The sequence below is a fragment of the Tangfeifania sp. genome, assembly GCF_055108615.1.
Map to the genome: position 1 here is coordinate 1 of NZ_JBSQIC010000039.1, position 18726 is coordinate 18726.

At 44.5% G+C, this 18726-nt stretch carries 14 protein-coding genes; 7 read left to right on the top strand and 7 right to left on the bottom strand.

The features are described from left to right. The 3 genes from ACTCNA_RS09995 to ACTCNA_RS10005 all read left to right on the top strand — a co-directional run. The coding region (locus ACTCNA_RS09995) for a WD40/YVTN/BNR-like repeat-containing protein (RefSeq protein WP_462947771.1) at positions 1 to 2895 on the top strand (2895 nt) is incomplete at its 5' end. A gap of 350 nt (positions 2896 to 3245) precedes the next feature. Continuing rightward, a complete protein-coding gene (locus ACTCNA_RS10000) occupies positions 3246 to 3542 on the top strand; it encodes a type II toxin-antitoxin system HigB family toxin (protein ID WP_462947772.1) in 297 nt (98 codons plus the stop codon). Between the two features lie 11 nt (positions 3543 to 3553). Further along, positions 3554 to 3910 carry a helix-turn-helix domain-containing protein gene (locus ACTCNA_RS10005; RefSeq protein WP_462947773.1) on the top strand — a complete coding sequence of 119 codons (357 nt, stop codon included), beginning with the start codon at positions 3554 to 3556 and terminating at the stop codon, positions 3908 to 3910. Between the two features lie 85 nt (positions 3911 to 3995). Here the strand turns inward: ACTCNA_RS10005 and ACTCNA_RS10010 are convergent, their stop codons facing one another. The 5 genes from ACTCNA_RS10010 to ACTCNA_RS10030 all read right to left on the bottom strand — a co-directional run bounded on the left by ACTCNA_RS10010 (position 3996) and on the right by ACTCNA_RS10030 (position 11568). Beyond that, positions 3996 to 6551 carry a TonB-dependent receptor gene (locus ACTCNA_RS10010; RefSeq protein ID WP_462947774.1) on the bottom strand — a complete coding sequence of 852 codons (2556 nt, stop codon included), beginning with the start codon at positions 6549 to 6551 and terminating at the stop codon, positions 3996 to 3998. A gap of 53 nt (positions 6552 to 6604) precedes the next feature. After that, positions 6605 to 7084: a hypothetical protein gene (locus ACTCNA_RS10015; protein ID WP_462947775.1), complete on the bottom strand. Its 480-nt coding sequence runs from the start codon at positions 7082 to 7084 to the stop codon at positions 6605 to 6607. Between the two features lie 315 nt (positions 7085 to 7399). Beyond that, positions 7400 to 8824 (bottom strand): TonB-dependent receptor, encoded by a 1425-nt coding sequence (locus ACTCNA_RS10020; RefSeq protein ID WP_462947776.1) that lies wholly within the window; start codon positions 8822 to 8824, stop codon positions 7400 to 7402. 95 nt (positions 8825 to 8919) lie between these two features. Beyond that, positions 8920 to 10275 carry an NADP-specific glutamate dehydrogenase gene (gdhA, locus tag ACTCNA_RS10025; protein WP_462947777.1) on the bottom strand — a complete coding sequence of 452 codons (1356 nt, stop codon included), beginning with the start codon at positions 10273 to 10275 and terminating at the stop codon, positions 8920 to 8922. 294 nt (positions 10276 to 10569) lie between these two features. Beyond that, positions 10570 to 11568, bottom strand: a complete 999-nt coding sequence (locus tag ACTCNA_RS10030; protein WP_462947778.1) for an NAD(P)H-dependent glycerol-3-phosphate dehydrogenase — start codon at positions 11566 to 11568, stop codon at positions 10570 to 10572. 188 nt (positions 11569 to 11756) lie between these two features. Here ACTCNA_RS10030 and glpK point away from each other — a divergent pair, with 188 nt between their 5' ends. The 4 genes from glpK (at position 11757) to ACTCNA_RS10050 (ending at position 16025) form a co-directional block, all read left to right on the top strand. Next, positions 11757 to 13253, top strand: coding sequence for a glycerol kinase GlpK (gene glpK, locus ACTCNA_RS10035; protein ID WP_462947779.1), 1497 nt, complete (start codon positions 11757 to 11759; stop codon positions 13251 to 13253). A gap of 43 nt (positions 13254 to 13296) precedes the next feature. Beyond that, positions 13297 to 14859: a glycerol-3-phosphate dehydrogenase/oxidase gene (locus ACTCNA_RS10040; protein ID WP_462947780.1), complete on the top strand. Its 1563-nt coding sequence runs from the start codon at positions 13297 to 13299 to the stop codon at positions 14857 to 14859. 11 nt (positions 14860 to 14870) lie between these two features. After that, a complete protein-coding gene (locus ACTCNA_RS10045) occupies positions 14871 to 15623 on the top strand; it encodes an MIP/aquaporin family protein (protein WP_462947781.1) in 753 nt (250 codons plus the stop codon). Positions 15624 to 15857: 234 nt separating this feature from the next. Next, the gene (locus tag ACTCNA_RS10050) at positions 15858 to 16025 is read left to right on the top strand and encodes a hypothetical protein (protein ID WP_462947795.1); all 168 of its coding nucleotides are present in this window, start codon (positions 15858 to 15860) and stop codon (positions 16023 to 16025) included. Here the strand turns inward: ACTCNA_RS10050 and ACTCNA_RS10055 are convergent. Next, on the bottom strand, positions 15991 to 17274 hold the full coding sequence (locus tag ACTCNA_RS10055; protein ID WP_462947782.1) for a hexokinase family protein: 1284 nt from the start codon (positions 17272 to 17274) through the stop codon (positions 15991 to 15993). The genes ACTCNA_RS10050 and ACTCNA_RS10055 overlap by 35 nt on opposite strands. Before the next feature lie 11 nt (positions 17275 to 17285). Continuing rightward, positions 17286 to 18662, bottom strand: coding sequence for an alpha-L-fucosidase (locus ACTCNA_RS10060; protein WP_462947783.1), 1377 nt, complete (start codon positions 18660 to 18662; stop codon positions 17286 to 17288). Positions 18663 to 18726: the final 64 nt, after the last annotated feature.

An 18726-nucleotide genomic window follows, 5' to 3' on the forward strand; every position in this document is an offset into this window, starting at 1 on the left:
GGCGATGGAGTTTACAAATCGATGGACGGTGGAAAATCGTTCAAAAATATGGGATTGAAAGAGAGCCGCCAGATTGGCGGGATTGTTATCGACCCGCGCAACTCCGATGTAGTTTTTGTGGCTGCTGAAGGCTCGGCATGGGGACCCGGCGGCGACCGCGGTTTGTACAAAACCACCGATGGCGGCGAAACCTGGACGAAAGTACTCGAAATCAGCGAAAATACCGGCGTAAATAACGTAAAAATGCATCCTTCTAACCCCGATATTTTGTACGCCACATCGGAGCAGCGCCGTCGTACGCACTTTACAAAAATTGGTGGCGGACCTGAATCGGCTGTTTACAAATCGACCGATGGCGGTGAGAACTGGCGGAAAATCATGAAAGGGCTTCCAAAGGTTGATATTGGCGGAATGGGAATTGATGTTTCTCCGGTTGACCCCAATGTAGTTTACCTGATTGTGGAAGCTGCTGAAGATAAAGGCGGATTTTTTCGCTCGACCGACAAAGGCGAAAGCTGGGAAAAAATGAGCGATTATCACTCAAGTGGACAATATTACAATGAAATTTACTGTGATCCGAGAGATGTCGACAAAGTATTTTCTGTTGAAACACGGACAGTTTATACCGAAGATGCAGGAAAAACCTGGGATCGAATCAGCACCAGCACACGACATGTTGATGACCACGCACTTTGGATTGACCCTGCCGATACGGATCATTTTATCATTGGCGGCGATGGCGGCATCTACGAAACATGGGATGCCGGTTCTACTTTCGATTTTAAAGAAAACCTGCCTGTCACCCAGTTTTACCGTGTGCATGTGGACAATGAAAAACCGTTTTACAATGTTTACGGCGGAACGCAAGACAACAACACCATGGGCGGCCCCTCGCGCAATTTGACACGCGATGGCGTAATTAACGACGAGTGGTATGTGACCATGGGCGGCGACGGGTTCTTTATTGCTACCGACCCCAATAATCCCGACATTATTTACACCGAATACCAGTACGGAAACCTTTTCCGCTACGACAAAAAAAGCGGCCAAACCGTAAACATCAAACCGCGCGAACGCAAAGGCGAGCTGACCTACAAGTGGAACTGGAATACACCTTTAATTGTAAGTCCGCACAGCCACACACGACTTTACATGGCGGCCAACAAAGTTTTCCGCAGCGACGACCGTGGAAACACATGGGAAGTAATCAGCGATGATCTCACTGCACAGGTCGATCGAAACAGTTTCCCGGTAATGGGCAAATACTGGCCAACAGAAGCAGTGGCAAAAGATGTTTCCACATCGCAGTGGGGAACTATCGTTTCGCTGGCTGAATCGCCTGTAAAAGAAGGCCTGCTTTATGCCGGAACCGACGACGGTGTAATTTCAGTAACCGAAAACGGAGGAGATACCTGGACACAGGTGAAAGAATTCCCCGGAGTGCCGGAATACACTTACGTGAGCGACATTTGGGCCGACCGTTTTGATGAAAACGTGGTTTATGCCACTTTCGACAACCTGAAACGCGACGACTTTACACCGTACGTTTTTAAAAGCACTGACAAAGGACAAAGCTGGGAAAGCATCAGCGGAAACCTGCCCGAAAACGGAACGGCACACACCATCATTCAGGACCATGTCCGTCCGGAACTTCTCTTCGCAGGCACTGAATTTGGGGCTTTCTTTACCATCGATAACGGCGAAAACTGGGTGCAGCTAAAATCAGGAGTTCCGACAATTGCTGTTAGAGACATCGCCATCCAGGAACGCGAAGACGACCTTGTGCTGGCAACTTTTGGCCGCGGATTTTATATTCTCGACAATTACAGCCCATTACGTGAATTATCGCATGAGCTGGCTGAAAAAGAAGCCCACATTTTTAAAATAAAAGACGCGCTGATGTACGTTCACTCTTCAGGAAAAGATAACCAGGGACATACTTATTACAAAGCGCCAAATCCTGAATTTGGAGCTACTTTTACTTATTACCTGAAAGAAGTTCCGAAAACAGAGGAACAACTTCGAAAGGAAAAAGAAAAAGAGCTGTTTGAAAAAGGGGAACCGATTCCGCAACCCACCTGGCGGGAGCTGCAGCTGGAAGAAAAAGCGGAACCATCGCACCTGATTTTCACCATTTACGATGCCGAAGGCAATGTGGTTCGCCAACTTACCCAATCACCATCGAAAGAGATGAATCGTATTAACTGGGATTTGCGCTACTCCATGCCTACCGCAGTGCGGGTAAACAACAGTTTCAATCCTGCATCGGGAGGCAACCGCGGCAACGGAATTCTGGTGCTTCCGGGCAATTATTCGGTAGATATGAAACTCTGGCACGAAGGCGAGATCACCGATTTGGCCGGCCCCGTAGATTTCAATGTAAAAAAACTGAACCTGGCAACATTACCTGCTGAAGATTACAGCGAAAATGTGGAATTCAACGAAAAAGCAGGCATACTGGCCATTGCCATGGTGGGCAGCAACCGCCTCATCGACGAGCTGATTTCGAAAGTGGAACACTTTAAAGAAGCCATTTATTCCACACCCGGTGCCAGCCAGCAACTCATGAACCAGGCACGCGAACTAAGTAAAGAACTGGAAGAGCTGAACTTTAAAATGAACGGCGTTCCGGCCAAAGCAAGTGGCGAAGAAGTACCGCCGGCACAAGTCCCGCTTTACGACCGGCTGGGACATGTTACCCGCGCAACAGCCAGCTCAACCAGCGGGTTAACCACCACCCAAATTAAAGGATACGAAATTCTCGAAGAAGAATTCCCGCCGGTACTGAATGCGCTCCAACGAATTGTTGAGCAGGATATTCCGGACATGGAAGCCGAACTGAACAAAATGAATGCTCCGTGGACACCCGGACGATTACCGGTTTGGAACAAATAAGTTCAAATTTGTTAGTTCTACTTTGAAAAGTTTTTTTGCATAAAAACAGCACCGTCCTTTAGGGCGGTGAAAAGAATAGATTGTCCACTCAAGAAATTTCAATACTTTCTAAAGCACCACCCTAAAGGATGGTGCTGATTGTAAATTCTCAAATTTATCAACGCTGAGCTATACAGGAGAAAGAGCCCGGTTTTGCCGGGCTTTTTTTATGGGGATCCATTTTGATTAACCCGAAGAAAATTTTCCGGGCGTGAATGTTCGGTTGGGGATTCCATAAAGATTTCAATTCTAAAAATTCCACATAATGGAATTTTTTTTCATACCTTTGTATCCATAAAGCCTTTACTAAGATGCATATTATTTCATTCAGAAAATTAAGGAAGTTCTTTGAAAATGAACCAAATGCAAAAATTGCACTCCAGGACTGGTTTAAAAGAACGAAAAAAGCTGAATGGACCAATTTTAATGAAGTAAAGAAAACTTTCAATTCTGTTGATGCAGTTGGGAATTCAAGGTATGTGTTCAATATAAAAGGGAATAATTACCGGTTGGTTCTTAAAATAATGTTCACAATTAAAAGGGTTTACATCAGATGGATTGGCACTCATAAAGATTATGACAATATAAAAAATATTAAAAACATATAAAAAGGATTGAAATGATAACACATAAAGAATATGTAAAAGCAAATTTAGTAGTTGAATCATTAATTGATAAAGTGGATGATTCAACGCCGCATGACAGCGAAAAAATGAAAAAGTTTTTGGCTGCTTCTGATATTGTTGAAGCTTATGAAGAAATTCATTTCCAGGTTGGATTACCCTCACTAAAAGAAGTTATTCGCTTAAGAATGTCGGAAATGAAACTAAAAAATAAAGATTTGGCTTTGCTGCTTGGCACCACTCCTTCCCGCATCAGTGAATATTTAAACGGGAAAAGGGATATTACCTTAAATGTAGCTAAAACAATGCACAAAAAATTGAATATCGACAGCGATATTATCTTGAATGGTTAACAATTTTCATTTAGTTCATCACCCTTTTTCGACAACTCGTGGCACGACTGGCAGTCGTGCCACGAGTTGTCGAGTTGAAAGACTTCTAAAACTTCCATGTCAGTTTTGCGCCAAGCATCCGCGGCACACCTGGAACAAAAGTGGGTATTCCAAACTGTCCGCCCCAGTGGCCGGCGCTGGAAATGTACTTTTCTTCGAGCAGGTTGGTTCCGTAGATGCTCAAAACCACGTCCGGATCATCTATTTCAAGCCCGAAGTTAATATTCAGAATTCCGTACGCAGGGTGCTCCAGTCCGGGCGTGTTGGCTTCGGTGAACCAGAAATGCGATTTCCATGCATACCATGGTGTAACAAAAAGTCGCATGGTGCGGGCAATATTCAATTTTCCTGAAAATCCGGCTGAAAAACTGTGCTCCGGTGTACGTGCAAAACTGTTATCTGCATAGCGATAATCTTCTCCATTTACTCCGGTGGAATCGAAAGCCGACTGCATCCAGGCATAATTTCCGAACACATCCAGCCCCGGAACGATGGCCACTTTCAGACCGGTTTCGGTGCCGTACGAAATGGCTTTCCCGTTGGCCGCCAGCAGCGCGGCTCCGGGTTCGCCGCCCCACTGCAGGGTTTGCACATCAAAATGCCGCCGGTAAAAACCGTTCACCTCCCAGAAAACCCGTTTTTTGATGAGGATTTTCCAGCCGGCTTCTCCGCTGTACACAACTTCGGGGTCTGCCATTAGCGGTCTCCCATCCCATGTAAACTGCAAAACCTGTGGTTTTCTTCCGCGGGCTGCATTCAGGTAAAAATTGAAATTTTCATTCCGCCGGTAGGTGATCCCTGCCTGCCCGGTAAACGACAGGCTGTTTTTTTTCAGTTCTTGCTCCAAGACCGGTTTGTAAAGCAAATTGGGCGCTGCCCCCGAAAATTCTCCGATTGACGAGGTTTCGCCCTCCAGGAACTCCGATTCGTGATTTAACAGAAGCCGGTCGTAAACGACACGGATCCCGAGGGTAAAAAACAGACTGCGCCTCCACTGGTAGGTATAATGCAGAAACGCCTGCGCCGATTGGGTTTTCCGTTGATCGAAATGTGCTTCGCCGTGGTTTTCGGTGAATGGCAAACCTGCAACAGGGATTGAATCGGTTGGTTGCTGATAATCCGGAAACCGGCTATGCTCCGGCATAAAAAAATTGGCGGAGGCGGATGAAAGATCATATATCAATTCATCGTTCGAAAAAAGAGTTTGGGAAATATTCCCTTTTTCCTGAAAATAGTTTAAACCGAAGGAACCATTTGACCGGCTCCGTAGTGAAAAATTGTACCGGATTTCCTGGTAGAAAAGTTCTGTTTCAAAATCGTTGTCCATTTCGAGTGCCGGAAACAAAGTCCCGTCTGCATCCCAATTTGCAACAGTGTTATTTTTGCGGAATGAAGTTACGGAAGTCCAGTAATTGTGTTCATCCCTTAAAAAGCGATAGGTTAACGTGGCATTCATCCGTTCCGCTTCCGAACCCAGCTCTTCCCCTCTGTTCAGCGATGCGCGGTAATCAAACAATCCGGTTTCACCTTCTTCATTGGGAATCCAGCGATTCATAAACGCGGTGCCCGGTTCATCGTTTTTTTGATAGTTCAGTTGCAAGTCAATTTTATGGTTCCATGCCGGATTAAACCGAACTGAAAACCTTCCGCCCAAAACGCTTTTGCCGTTGAGCATTCCACCAAATGTATTTTCCACATAACCTTTCCGGTCGCGAAAAATGCCGGATGCCCGCACGAAAAGCATATCTTCGATAAGAGGATAATTAATGGCAGCCTGAATTTCCTTGTTTGAAAAGTTTCCTGCGCCAACCGAAACATATCCGCCAAACTCATCTTCCGGTTTTTTGCTGACAAAATGAATGGCCCCGTTCAAGGCATTTCTTCCAAAAAGCACATTCTGCGGGCCTTTTAAAATCTCCACCCGCTCCATGTCGAACAATTCAGATGAAAATCCATTAGGCTGGCTTACCGGGACCTGATCAGAGAAGACAGCAACCGACGGAGATAATCCGGGGAAACCGGAATTCGCGTTTGCCCCGTGTATAAAAAAGCCATGGTTGCCGGCTCCCAAACTTTCAAAATGAAAAGTGGGGTCCAGCACTGCCAGTTCCGAAAAATCAGTAATGCCCATATTTTCTGCATGCAACCGGGTTGTAACCGAAACGGCAGCCGGAATATCTGAAATCTGCTGTTCGCGGTTTTGTGTGGTTGCGATTTCCGTTGGGAGCGAAACCGGATCGCGTTCGAGGGTAAAATAATGGTCGTTGAAACCGGCCTGCACCACATAATCAACAATTTTATTGCGATACCCCAGGCAGGTAATTTTCAGGCGCAACCGCCCCGTTGGCAGGTACGAAAGCATAAATTCCCCAAACTCATTGGTATGAACCAGCCGGCTGATTCCTTCGATTTCCACACTGGCACCTTCAACCGGATTTTTATCGATGTCACGTACCAATCCGCGAAAAATCACCTGGGGCAAGCGCTCGCCCACCTGTTCCACATTCCGGTATTTTCGTTTTACCCGGCCCCGCTTTTTGGATTGGCCATCGGTTGATAAAACGGCAACTATCAATATTATAACGAATAAGACTTTTTTCATTGCTCAATTGTTTATAACAAATTACCGTTTCTCCCGGTAATACCTAAATGGGTTTACCTTCCTTTTACTGAAAATACAGGCAATTCCAACCAGATTGAAAATTCATCGAGGCTGTCTCTTGCCTCATCCATATTTTTGCAGCATTTAATGGCAAAAGCAGGTTTCCTTGCCTTATTCACCAGAAAAATCCGGTAATCGCGCGAACGCAGCGTGTTTATACGGTTCGACCAGCTAGCTATCGATTCCGACTTCACAACAGGAATCAGTGTCACTCCCTTAAAAGCGGTCAACGATTTCCAGCGGCCAATTTTAAAAAGCCCGAATAATTTATTGTATTGTCTCACCATATTTTTGTCAGTATCAATATCAACCCCCGAGTAGGAGAATATCACGAAAATGGAAACCATTTGCACAATAGCGCCAGTCAGATAGGCTTCAAAATAAATAAAACTTACAGCAGCCAGCAGAAATACCCCACCCACAAAAACAGCCGTCCGGCCAAATGCATTATCTGTTTTATTATCAATTTCCAAAATGCGATGTTTTTTAGTAAACGGCAAAACCTTCTTTTTTATTTGAATACTACCACTGAATTAAATATCAGGGATTCCATTTGAAAGGTACTTTTGCCTAAGCCTAAACAGGCACGTGGTGGCCAAGGGTACAATGAAAATTTATTAACCAAAAAGAGGGACGCTGAGCGCCCCTCTGTAACGGAAGGTAATACCGAATTGCTTCTGATAAAGTGGACTGATAATCTTACCTTCCTATGCACAAAAACGATGAATTACTAAATTTATTATTTCTTGTTCAAAAAACTGAAATCAATTTCCATCACATACTGCAAACTAAAACGTTAACATTGCCGACAGTTTAAAATTAATACCCGGTGCCACAATTCCCGATGAATAAGGACGGTATCTTTTATCGAATATGTTTTCGATTCCACCATTTAGCGAGAAATAATCGTTAACCCGGTAGTTCGATTTAATGTTGAGTGTCCACCAGGAAGGAGACCACGGATTGCCGTTTTCATCCTCGGCGTAGAGATGCGGTTTATCCTGTTCTGACGGTGCCAGTTGGTTAAATTTGAATCCGCCGCTGTAATCAAGGAATAAATCGATAAACCATTTTTGTTTTTCAAAAACCAGGTGTGAACTCCCAAAAGCAGGCGGGACATGGCGAAGCGGAAATCCATCTGCATCTTCTCCATTAATTACCGTGATGTGATGCTGAGTTCTGAAAAATGGGGTAAAAAGATAGCTGAAAGAAAAGCTCCCTCCCATAATTTGCGCGGATTCGGCATTGACGAGCGCTTCCACATTACTCAAAGTTCCGTCGTACATAATTGAATCCTGGCCGTTAAGCGCTGAATTTTTCATGTTGAATCCGGAAAACGGGAAGTCATAAAAACCGGCATCAAAATCGCCACTGAGCAGGGTTTGCGTAAATCTTGCCCCCGCCTGTAAAATCAATCTTTCGCTATACTTAAACTTATAAGATGCATAGGCGGCAAAACTGTTATAAGTTGAATTATCGGGGTAGCGGGGCGCAATTTTTTCGGAACCCCTGTCAATTAAATTCTCAGAAAAACCTGACGATCCAACCTGGTTTAAAAAAGCTTCACCACCGTAAAAAATTTCATTTCGTGAGTCAATGGTTTTTCGCAAATCCAAATTAAGCGAGAACACGTCTAAATTTTCGGTGCGGTGCCTCAGATTTTCATCGTTGAGGCCCCTGTCGTGGCGGCTTTCTTGATAGTCCTGATAACCCGCCAGCAAACTCACCTTGTCAAAAAAAAGATGATTTTTTTGATACTGCACATTCCCCGAAACCAGTGCCCATTTTTGCGGCCCGTAATACCAGTTGCCATACCTGAATTTATCATTCCGGCAGGCAATCAGCCTGTCGTAGCGGGGGATGTCAGATGTTTGCGAATGCAATGCACTAAGCGTAACATCCAGTTCATCGCCGGGTCGGTACCTGAATTTCGAAAGCAGGTTAAACTGGTTGTAGTTGTACCCGGTAAATTTCTGCATCAGCTCATTTTCGTTCTGAATAATTTCATCAGAACCATCGAATTTGCCCGGTGCAACATACTCAAGCCGCAAATATTCAGTCGGCCCGCTGGAGCCCATCCGTAAATCGTTGAAATCAGTAAAAGTTGAACTGACCAGTGCTGCCCATTTTTTGGAACCAAAATTTAAAGTACCGTGTATTGTTTTTTCGAAAATTGAGATTAAAAAAACAACGGGCAGAATCAGGTACTTCACAAATTAACATTTTAAAAAAGTAACTATTTTCAGCCCGCTGTTAAGCAAAAATTATGCCCTGAGACCTATTCAAGTGCAATATATCTAAAAAAATATTACACCAGTCCCTGGCTAATCATTGCATTGGCCACTTTTACAAAACCGCCAATGTTGGCACCTTTCACATAATTCACATTTCCATCCTGTTCTTTTCCATGTTTCGCACACATCGAGTGGATGTCTTTCATAATTGTCTTCAATTTTTCATCTACCTCTTCGCGGGTCCAGCTAAGGCGCATGCTGTTTTGCGTCATCTCAAGGCCTGAAACGGCAACCCCTCCTGCATTGGCAGCTTTCCCGGGAGCATATAAAATTTTGGCATTTAAAAATTTATGTTCAGCTTCGTATGTAGAAGGCATATTTGCACCTTCGGCTACCACAAAACAACCGTTTTTCAGCAAGGCACCTGCCTCTTCGCCGCTAATTTCATTCTGGGTTGCACAAGGCATTGCCACATCGCATTTAATATGCCACGGACGTTTGTTCTCGTAGTACTCCACATCATATTTTTCCGCATATTCGCTTATTCGGCCCCTGTAAGCATTTTTCAATAATTTTACATATTCCAGTTTTTCGCGGTCAATACCATCGGGGTCATAAATTGTTCCGCTGGAATCAGAAAGGCTCACCGGTTTTCCGCCAAGGTCAAGGACTTTTTCAACGGCAAACTGGGCCACATTTCCCGAGCCCGAAATGGTAACAGTTTTCCCTTCCATGCTGTCATCTCTTGTTTTCAGCATTTCCTCGGCAAAATAAACAGTACCGTAACCGGTGGCTTCAGGGCGAATTAAAGAACCTCCCCAGCCAACTCCTTTGCCGGTTAACACACCGGTAAATTCATTTCGCAGGCGTTTATACTGCCCGAACAGGTAACCAATTTCGCGACCGCCAACGCCAATGTCGCCGGCAGGAATATCGGTGTAGGGGCCAATGTGCCGCGACAACTCAGTCATGAAACTTTGGCAAAAGCGCATCACTTCATTGTCCGATTTTCCTTTGGGATCGAAATCGGAACCCCCTTTTCCGCCACCCATTGGCAACGAAGTAAGGCTGTTTTTCAACACCTGCTCAAAGGCAAGAAATTTAAAAATATTCAGGTTAACAGTGGGATGAAAACGCAACCCGCCTTTATAGGGGCCAATGGCACTGTTCATTTCCACACGGTAGCCACGGTTTATGTGAATGTTGCCTTTATCGTCGGTCCAGGGCACCCTGAACATGATTACCCGCTCCGGTTCAACCATGCGTTCCAAAATTTTGGTTTGAATATACCTCGGATTTTTAATTAAAAACTCTGAAAGTGTTTCTACCACTTCCAATACCGCTTGTTGAAATTCTTTTTCTCCCGGATTTTTGGCCTCAACATAAGCCATAAAATCCTCAGTAAATTGATTTGGATTTTTGTAATTCATATATATCTATTTTAGTCTGTTACTGTCAAATTCACCTATCTCGTACTTGCTTGTATTATTATTGAATGGGGAGATTCATGAATTGTAAAGAGGGAAACTTTTTATACAAAAATAAAATAATTCAGTGAGGAGTTTCAAACTGTAAGCAAAAACAATAAAAAAATTACATTTTTTTAATTTTGGTCCAACTAAATCATATTTATCCAGGTTTTCAAGTATTATTCAAAAAACCAAACCACTAATTTTCAATAGCTTATGTTCTCTACCTGTTCTTTAAAAATAACTCATAAAATTTCAACTTAATTTTTCGGTTAAACGAATCATTGCTTTTTTTGCCTGTTGGTTTTCATAAAGTATAGAGTGAACCATATCGCAAACAGGCATATCAACTTTGTAGTTTTGATTAATTTCGTGAATGGATTTTGATGCATAATACCCTTCGGCCACCATATTCATATCGAGAAATGCATTTCGAACTGAATAGCCCCTGCCAATGAGTGTCCCCAGTAACCGGTTACGGCTGAACTGGGAATAAACCGTGACTAATAAATCACCGAGATAAGCAGAATCTTTTATATCGCGGGTAATGGGGCGAACTGCATCCACAAACCGTTTCATTTCCCTGATGGCATTGGAAACCAACACTGCCTGAAAATTATCTCCGTACCGAAGTCCGTGGGCAATACCGGCACCAATGGCAATGATGTTTTTCATTACCGATGTATATTCAGTTCCCCAAATATCATCAGAAGTGGAAGTAAAAATGTAGTTGCTTTGAATCAGTTGGGCAAAACTGGCTGCCCTGGTTTCGTCGATACTGGCCACGGTAAGGTACGAAAGTTTTTCGAGTGCCACCTCTTCGGCATGGCTGGGGCCGGCAATCACTCCAACATTTTCAAAAGGCACATTGAAATACTTGTTCAGGTATTCCACTACCAGGAGGTTTTCATGGGTTACAATTCCTTTTATGCCCGATAAAAAATATTTTGTGCTGAGGCCTGATTTCAATCCGCTCAATATCTCCGGCAAAAAAGCCGAAGGAACGGCCAAAACAATAATATCTGAATCCCCCACAATTTTATCCACATCATTGTAAAAATTTATCCGTTCCGTTTCGAATTCCACACTCTGCAGGTAGCGCGGATTGTAACCCAGCTCTTTAAAACTTTCTATGGTTTCCGTTTTCCGAAAAAACCAATTGATTTGACCCACATTCCCCAACAACATTTTAGCAATGGCCGTTGCCCAGCTCCCGCTCCCAATTATCCCTGCCGTGCTTGTCCTGATATTCATACAAAAAAATTTAAGCGACAAAAGTAGCAACAATTTTACAGCAGCCTTTGGTTATTTGTGCTCATTTCAAAATACGGCCAATGTTGGTTAGGCTTACTGTTTTTCTGAAAGTTTATTGTTAAACATTCTTTAGATTCAAAGGATTTATTGTAAATTAAGCCCCCTAAATCATTCAAAAAATCTGAACCATGCAGAAATACATTCTTGCACTCGACTCAGGCACAACAAGCAACAGGGGAATTCTTTTTAACCACCTGGGAAAAATTGTAGATACCGCCCAGCAGGAATTTGAACAAATTTATCCGCACCCCGGATGGGTGGAACACCGGCCGTCCGACATTTGGGAAAGCCAGTTGAAGGTAGCCCGCGATGTGCTGAAAAAGCAAAAGGTTTCGCCTGCTGAAATTTCAGGAATTGGCTTAACCAACCAGCGCGAAACCACCCTGATTTGGAACCGCGAAACCGGCGAACCAGTGTATAACGCCATTGTTTGGCAAGACCGCCGCACCGCCGGCATTTGCGACGATTTAAAAAATCGTGGGTTGGAAAAAACGTTTGCTGAAAAAACAGGTTTGGTTATCGATGCCTATTTTTCGGGCACCAAAGTAAAATGGATTCTCGATAATGTTGAAGGCGCACGCGAGATGGCAGAAGCCGGCAAACTGGCATTCGGAACAGTTGATTCCTGGCTCATCTGGAAGCTGACAAAAGGGAAACTGCACATTACAGATGTCACCAATGCCAGCCGCACCCTTCTTTTCAATATACATAAATTAGAGTGGGACAAAGAACTCCTGGAAATCCTGGGAGTTCCGCAAAGCATGCTTCCCCATGTAAAATCGAGCAGCGAAATTTACGGGACAACCGGGAAGGAGTTTTTTGGCGAAGAAATTCCCATTGCCGGTATTGCCGGCGACCAGCAGGCAGCGCTTTTCGGGCAAATGTGCGTAGAGGAAGGAATGGTAAAAAACACTTATGGAACCGGCTGTTTTGTGGTTATGAACACGGGAAGCAAACCCATTGCTTCGAAACACAAACTGCTTACTACCATTGCCTGGCAGGTAAACAACAAAGTAACTTATGCCCTCGAGGGCAGTATTTTTATAGCCGGTGCAGTTGTCCAGTGGCTGCGCGATGAGCTGGGCATTATTCAGTCATCGGCAGAGATTGAGGAACTGGCCAGCCAGGTAGATGACAGCGACGGCGTTTCATTTGTACCCGGTTTTGTGGGACTTGGTGCCCCCCACTGGGATCAATACGCCACAGGCACAATCATTGGATTAAGCCGCGGAACCAATAAAGCACATATTGCACGCGCCGCTTTGGATGCTATAGCTTTTCAGTCGATGGAAGTAATGGAAACAATGGTGGACGACTCTGGAATCGACCTGCACGAACTGCGCGTGGACGGCGGAGCAGCGGTAAATAATCTTTTAATGCAAATCCAGGCAGAAGCTATCGGCAATAAAGTGGCACGCCCAAAAACTATTGAAACTACCGCTTTGGGAGCCGCCTATCTCGCTGGCCTGGCCACGGGTTTCTGGAAAAATCTGGAAGAAATAAAAAAACAGTGGCAAATCGACCGCACCTTTGTGCCGCAGGAAGATCCGGAAAAATTCAGGCAGGTTACCCTCAACTGGAAAAAGGCTGTGGAGCGCAGTAAAGGCTGGTACAAATCACATTAAAAAGTTCAGGCAAGATGTTTTATAACAATTAATAACAAAAGGTATGAAAAGGGATTCATTGCTAAAAAAAGTAAAAAAGAACGAATGGGACATCATCGTAATCGGAGGTGGTGCAACCGGCCTGGGGTGCGCCGTAGATGCGGCTTCACGCGGTTACAAAACATTGTTGCTCGAACAGGTCGATTTTTCAAAAGGAACCTCGAGCCGTAGTACCAAACTGGTGCATGGCGGAGTGCGCTACCTGCAACAAGGCGATGTTTCGCTGGTGTTTGAAGCGCTGAAAGAACGCGGCCTCATGTTTAAAAATGCCCCGCACCTGGTTACCAACCAGTCGTTTGTTATTCCCAATTATGAATGGTGGGGCGGGCCGTTTTACACCGTTGGACTGAAAGTTTATGACCTCATGGCCGGAAAACTTGGGATCGGGCCGTCGAAACACCTCTCGCGAACAGAAACACTGGAAGCATTGCCAACCATTTCGGCAGAAGGACTTACCGGGGGAGTGATTTATCAGGATGGACAATTTGACGATTCGCGCATGGCCATCAGCCTGGCTATGACAGCCAGCGATTATGGCGCTACGATGCTCAACTACTGCAAAGTAACCAATCTCCTTAAGAATGGTGAGCTAATAAACGGCGTTGAAGCCGTGGATGAAGAAACCGGCGAAGAATTTAAAATTAAATCCAAAGTGGTTATCAACGCCACAGGTGTTTTTGCCGATGAAATCATCCACATGGACGAACCGGAAAAACCCCAAATGATTACGCCCAGCCAGGGCATTCACCTGATACTCGACAAAAGCTTCCTCCCCGGTGATTTTGCCATTATGGTTCCGCACACTTCCGACGGCAGGGTAATGTTTGCCGTTCCGTGGCACAACCATATTGTTGTTGGAACTACCGACACGCTCATCGATAACCATTCGATTGAGCCGGTAGCTTTGAATTCGGAAATCGATTTTGTACTCGAAACTGCCGGTCAGTACCTCATGAAAAAACCAACAAGGGAAGATATACTGAGTGTTTTTGCCGGTTTGCGCCCGCTGGCAAAACCCGAAGGCGAAGGGAAAGCAACCAAGGAAATTTCGCGCGGGCACAAAGTGTTGATATCTGTTTCAGGGTTAATCACGATTATTGGAGGCAAATGGACTACTTACCGTAAAATGGCTGAAGATACCATAGAAAAGGCTATTATGCTGGGCGGCCTGCCCGAAAGGGAATGTGTGACTAGACACCTGCCCATTCACGGTTTCCGCATGGACATTGATCCCTATACCGATCCGATGGCTCCTTATGGCATCGACAAAGAAAAAGTACTTGCAATTGGCGAAGAAGATAAAACATGGGATGGCTGGTTGAGCGAAAAACTTAAAATTCGAAAATCGCAGGTAGCATGGGCTGTACGAACAGAGTGGGCACGCACCGTGGAAGACTTTTTGGCACGCCGCACCCGGGCACTTTTCCTCGATGCCCGCGAAAGTGTAAAACTGGCTCCTGAAGTAGCTGAATTAATGGCAAAAGAACTGGGAAGAAATAAAAAATGGCAGCAGAAACAAGTTGAAGATTTCAAAAATATTGCTAAAAACTACTTCTTTGAAGACTAAAACGAAAACAAATGATGATTGAACTTTTTGGAGAACTTTTGGGCACCTTCATTTTAATTGTCCTGGGAAATGGCGTAGTGGCCAACGTGAACCTCAATAAAACACACAGCCAGGGAGCAGGCTGGATTGTTATTACTGCCGGATGGGGAATGGCTGTTTTTGTAGCTGTTCTGGCCACTTCCGATTTAAGCGGGGCACACATCAACCCCGCCGTTACACTGGGACTGGCATTCAGCGGTTTGTTCGAATGGGCAAAAGTTGCACCATTCATTTTGGCACAAATGCTGGGGGCGATGCTGGGAGCCTTAACCGTTTACATTTTCTTTAAAAACCATTTTGATGCCACGGAAACACCCGGGGTAAAAAAATCCTGTTTCTGCACAGCACCGGCCATCAGGCATTATCCCAATAACTTTTTCTCTGAAACAGTGGGAACTTTTATTCTTGTTTTGGCCGTGTTGCTTATAACTATGCCCCAACTCGAATATGAAAGTTTCGGGAGTACCAAAGTTGGGCTTGGTTCGCTGGGTGCACTCCCTGTTGCACTCGTGGTTTTCGCTATAGGATTGAGTTTGGGAGGAACTACCGGTTACGCCATCAATCCTGCCAGAGATTTGGGACCGAGAATTGTGCACTGGTTACTTCCCATAAAAAATAATAAAGACAATACCGACTGGCCCTATTCCTGGATTCCGGCGCTTGGCCCGGTTGCAGGAGCTGCAATGGCATCTCTGGTTCATTATTTCATTAGTTGTAATTGCTAATTTTTTCAAAAAAAATACCTCTCAGGTTTGGTACTGAAAAATATATCATTATATTTGAAGTGCAATACGTTCTGTATTGCTTGTGTGTTTGGGGGTTAAAATAAGAAGGGCAGCTGTTGAGCTGCCCTTTTCTTTTTCATTGTTTTCATTGTTTTCATTGTTTTTTCGTCTTTCAAAAGGCTCAGTTTTCATGAAGCGCCGGTTGCGAACATTATCATTGATACCGGTTACCGGATTAAAGAAGTGAATAACACGATCTGCCGTTTGCTTGTAAAAGAGAGAAACACATTGCTGGGAATGGATTTTCTCCAATTGTTTGACGATGGATACCATACTATTTTCAACAATTTTATGGAAGAAATTCAGTTTAATTTACAATTGCGGCAATTCCGGCTCCAATGAGGCTCGAATTGGGGACTTCCACAATCTCATAAAAACGGCGGTTTTCGCCCGAAAAGAATCCCTGCAAAAAGGCTTCAAACATTACCTGGAAGTTGTTCATTTTGTAGAACGTAGTTCCTTCAATGGTCATCAGCACGGGTTTATCGGCCGATTTTCCCTTGCCGGTTTTCAGGATGACCGCAGCCAGGCTTGCAGCTGTTAATTTTGCAGCACGTGTTATCAATGCATTGATAATTTCAACAGCAGCCTCTTTGTCCTCTTTGTTTAGAAGAACTGTTGTAAGTGTATTTGCAGGCAAATCGATTCCACAAACGAAATTGTTAACTTCCTCAGAAGTGAGTTCATCCATGTTTTTCATTTTAACCCTGGTTTCGGAACTGAAAACATCTTCGGCAGCAGCCATTTTCAACGCGGTGGTGCAGAGTCCGCCAAAATAGCCGCCGGAAATCATTTTTTCGAATGTGTAACGTCCGGGCTGTTTGGTGGTGTTATCGAAAGCAATATCGATGTCGGTGCGCGGCATCATACTGAAATTGCCCGATTCGATGTTAATAATCATATTCCCTTTCGGGTCGAGGTCAGCTGTTTTTGAAATGTTTTTGTTTTTCTCGATGTAACATGCGTTGGTTCCCGTACCCAGGATAAACCCAATGTAGGTATCGAACTTGCGCCCTGCCGTAGCAGCCTTTCCTGCCAAAAGCGTAGAAACCGTATCATTCATTAAAACAATCCTTTTCCCCGGTGTGCCCATTGCTTCGAGCAGGTTTTCACCTACCATCTGCCCAATCACTTCGGGAGCTTTTACTTCCTTGCTCCATTCCAGCAGTTTACCGTCTTTGTTGGGAAACATCTCAACTGCATAGGAAAAACAAAATCCGATTTTTTCCGAAACATCCTTATAACTGGTAAGATAAGCGGCCAGCGTGGCAAAAAATTCCTTGTTCGACAACTCCTCATCGATGGCAGGCATTTTACGTTGCTGCAGGTTTTCAGTAACCAGATTCAAATTATTGTCGAACGTCATTTTTACCGCCCTGAAGTTGGTACCTCCCGCATCGATGGCTACAACCGGTTCGTTGGGTTTTATTTTCCCCTCGGCTCCCAAATAGGTTGGAATCATTTGCAGCGATCCTGGTTTTCCTTCCAGACCGTTTTTCATTTCGGAAATAAAATCATCGGTAATCGATTTAATGTCGATTTCCGATGAATAAAGTTTGTGCTTCTTTAAAAATTCTTGTGTTTTGTTCATGTTGTTTTATTTTATAGTGAATTTTCAATTTTAAATACCCATGCATACGGGCTGGGATTTGTTACAGGCGTTAAAGCCGGTGGAGTAATGATAATCGTGTTTCCCGACTTTTTTATTTTTACATTTCCATTGAATCCAAGCATGGAAACTTTCCCGGCATTTTTAATTCCGTTTACGGTAAACGGTTTTTCAGGAAATTTGGTGCAGAGAACATACAAATCATTTCCTTTTTTGGTAAAGTAAACATTTTCTGCATCGCTGTTACCAGCACCTTCCCATTTGCGGGTTTCGTAAATGGCTTCACCGTTCACATCGAGCCAGGTGCCCATATCGAGCAAACGCTGCTGCTGAATCACCGGAATCCGTCCGTCGGCAGTTGGGCCAATATCGAGCAGCAGGTTACCACCGCCGGCCACTTTTGCAATTAGCAAATCCACAAGCGCATCCGAAGTCATGTAGTTATCGAGATCTTCAACCTGGTTGTACCCGAAAGAAGTTCCAATTCCACGGCATTCTTCCCACGGGCGTTCCGTTTCACCCACACCTTCGCGATCGTGCACCAGGTCGTATTCTGTGGTAAAATATCCGCCATGCACACCGCGGGTTTCCTTGCCCCAGCGGTCGTTAACCGCTACCCGGTCTTTTACCGGCGATTCGTTATACAACCAGGCCAGGAACTCGGTGCTTTTCCACTTTTCACTTGGATGGTCCCACTCTCCGTCGGTCCAGAAAATATCGGGTTCGTAGCGGTTAACCAAATCTTTCATTTGAGGAATCATGTGATCGTCCACATATTTTTCGAGGTTGCTGTGATACAGGGGATTGTACCATTCATACAACGAATAGTAAAATCCCATGTGCAGGCCGGCATCTTTCACGGCTGTGGTCAGATCGCCACACAAATCGCGGTGTGGCCCAACATCCACACTGTTCCAGTTCCAGCTTTGTTCACTGGGCCACAAGGTAAATCCTTCGTGGTGTTTCGAGGTGAGTACCACGTATTTGGCACCGGCTTTCTTAAACACATCCGCCCACTGATTGGGATCGAAATGTTGCGCTTTCCACATGGGAGCAAAATCCTGGTACTTAAAATCCTCGCCATACATTTTGTTGTGGTAATCGCGGAAAAGTTTTCCGGCTTCACTGTCTTCATTTTTCCGCCACCAATACCATTCCGAATATTTGGCATAAATACCGATGTTGGCATCGGCAGGAGCCCAGGCCGGAACAGCATAAACTCCCCAGTGGATAAAAATACCAAATTTCACATCTTCGAACCACTGCGGCACCGGTCGGCTGTCAATGGATTCCCAATTAGGCTGATAATTTTGCGCGTTAAGTTGAATTGAAAAAAACAACAATAGGATTGGAATAAATAATTTTTTCATTTTAGCTAAATTTTGCTGTTGTATAATTTTTAATTTGAATTCTCCTTTTTTTGCCAATTACTCT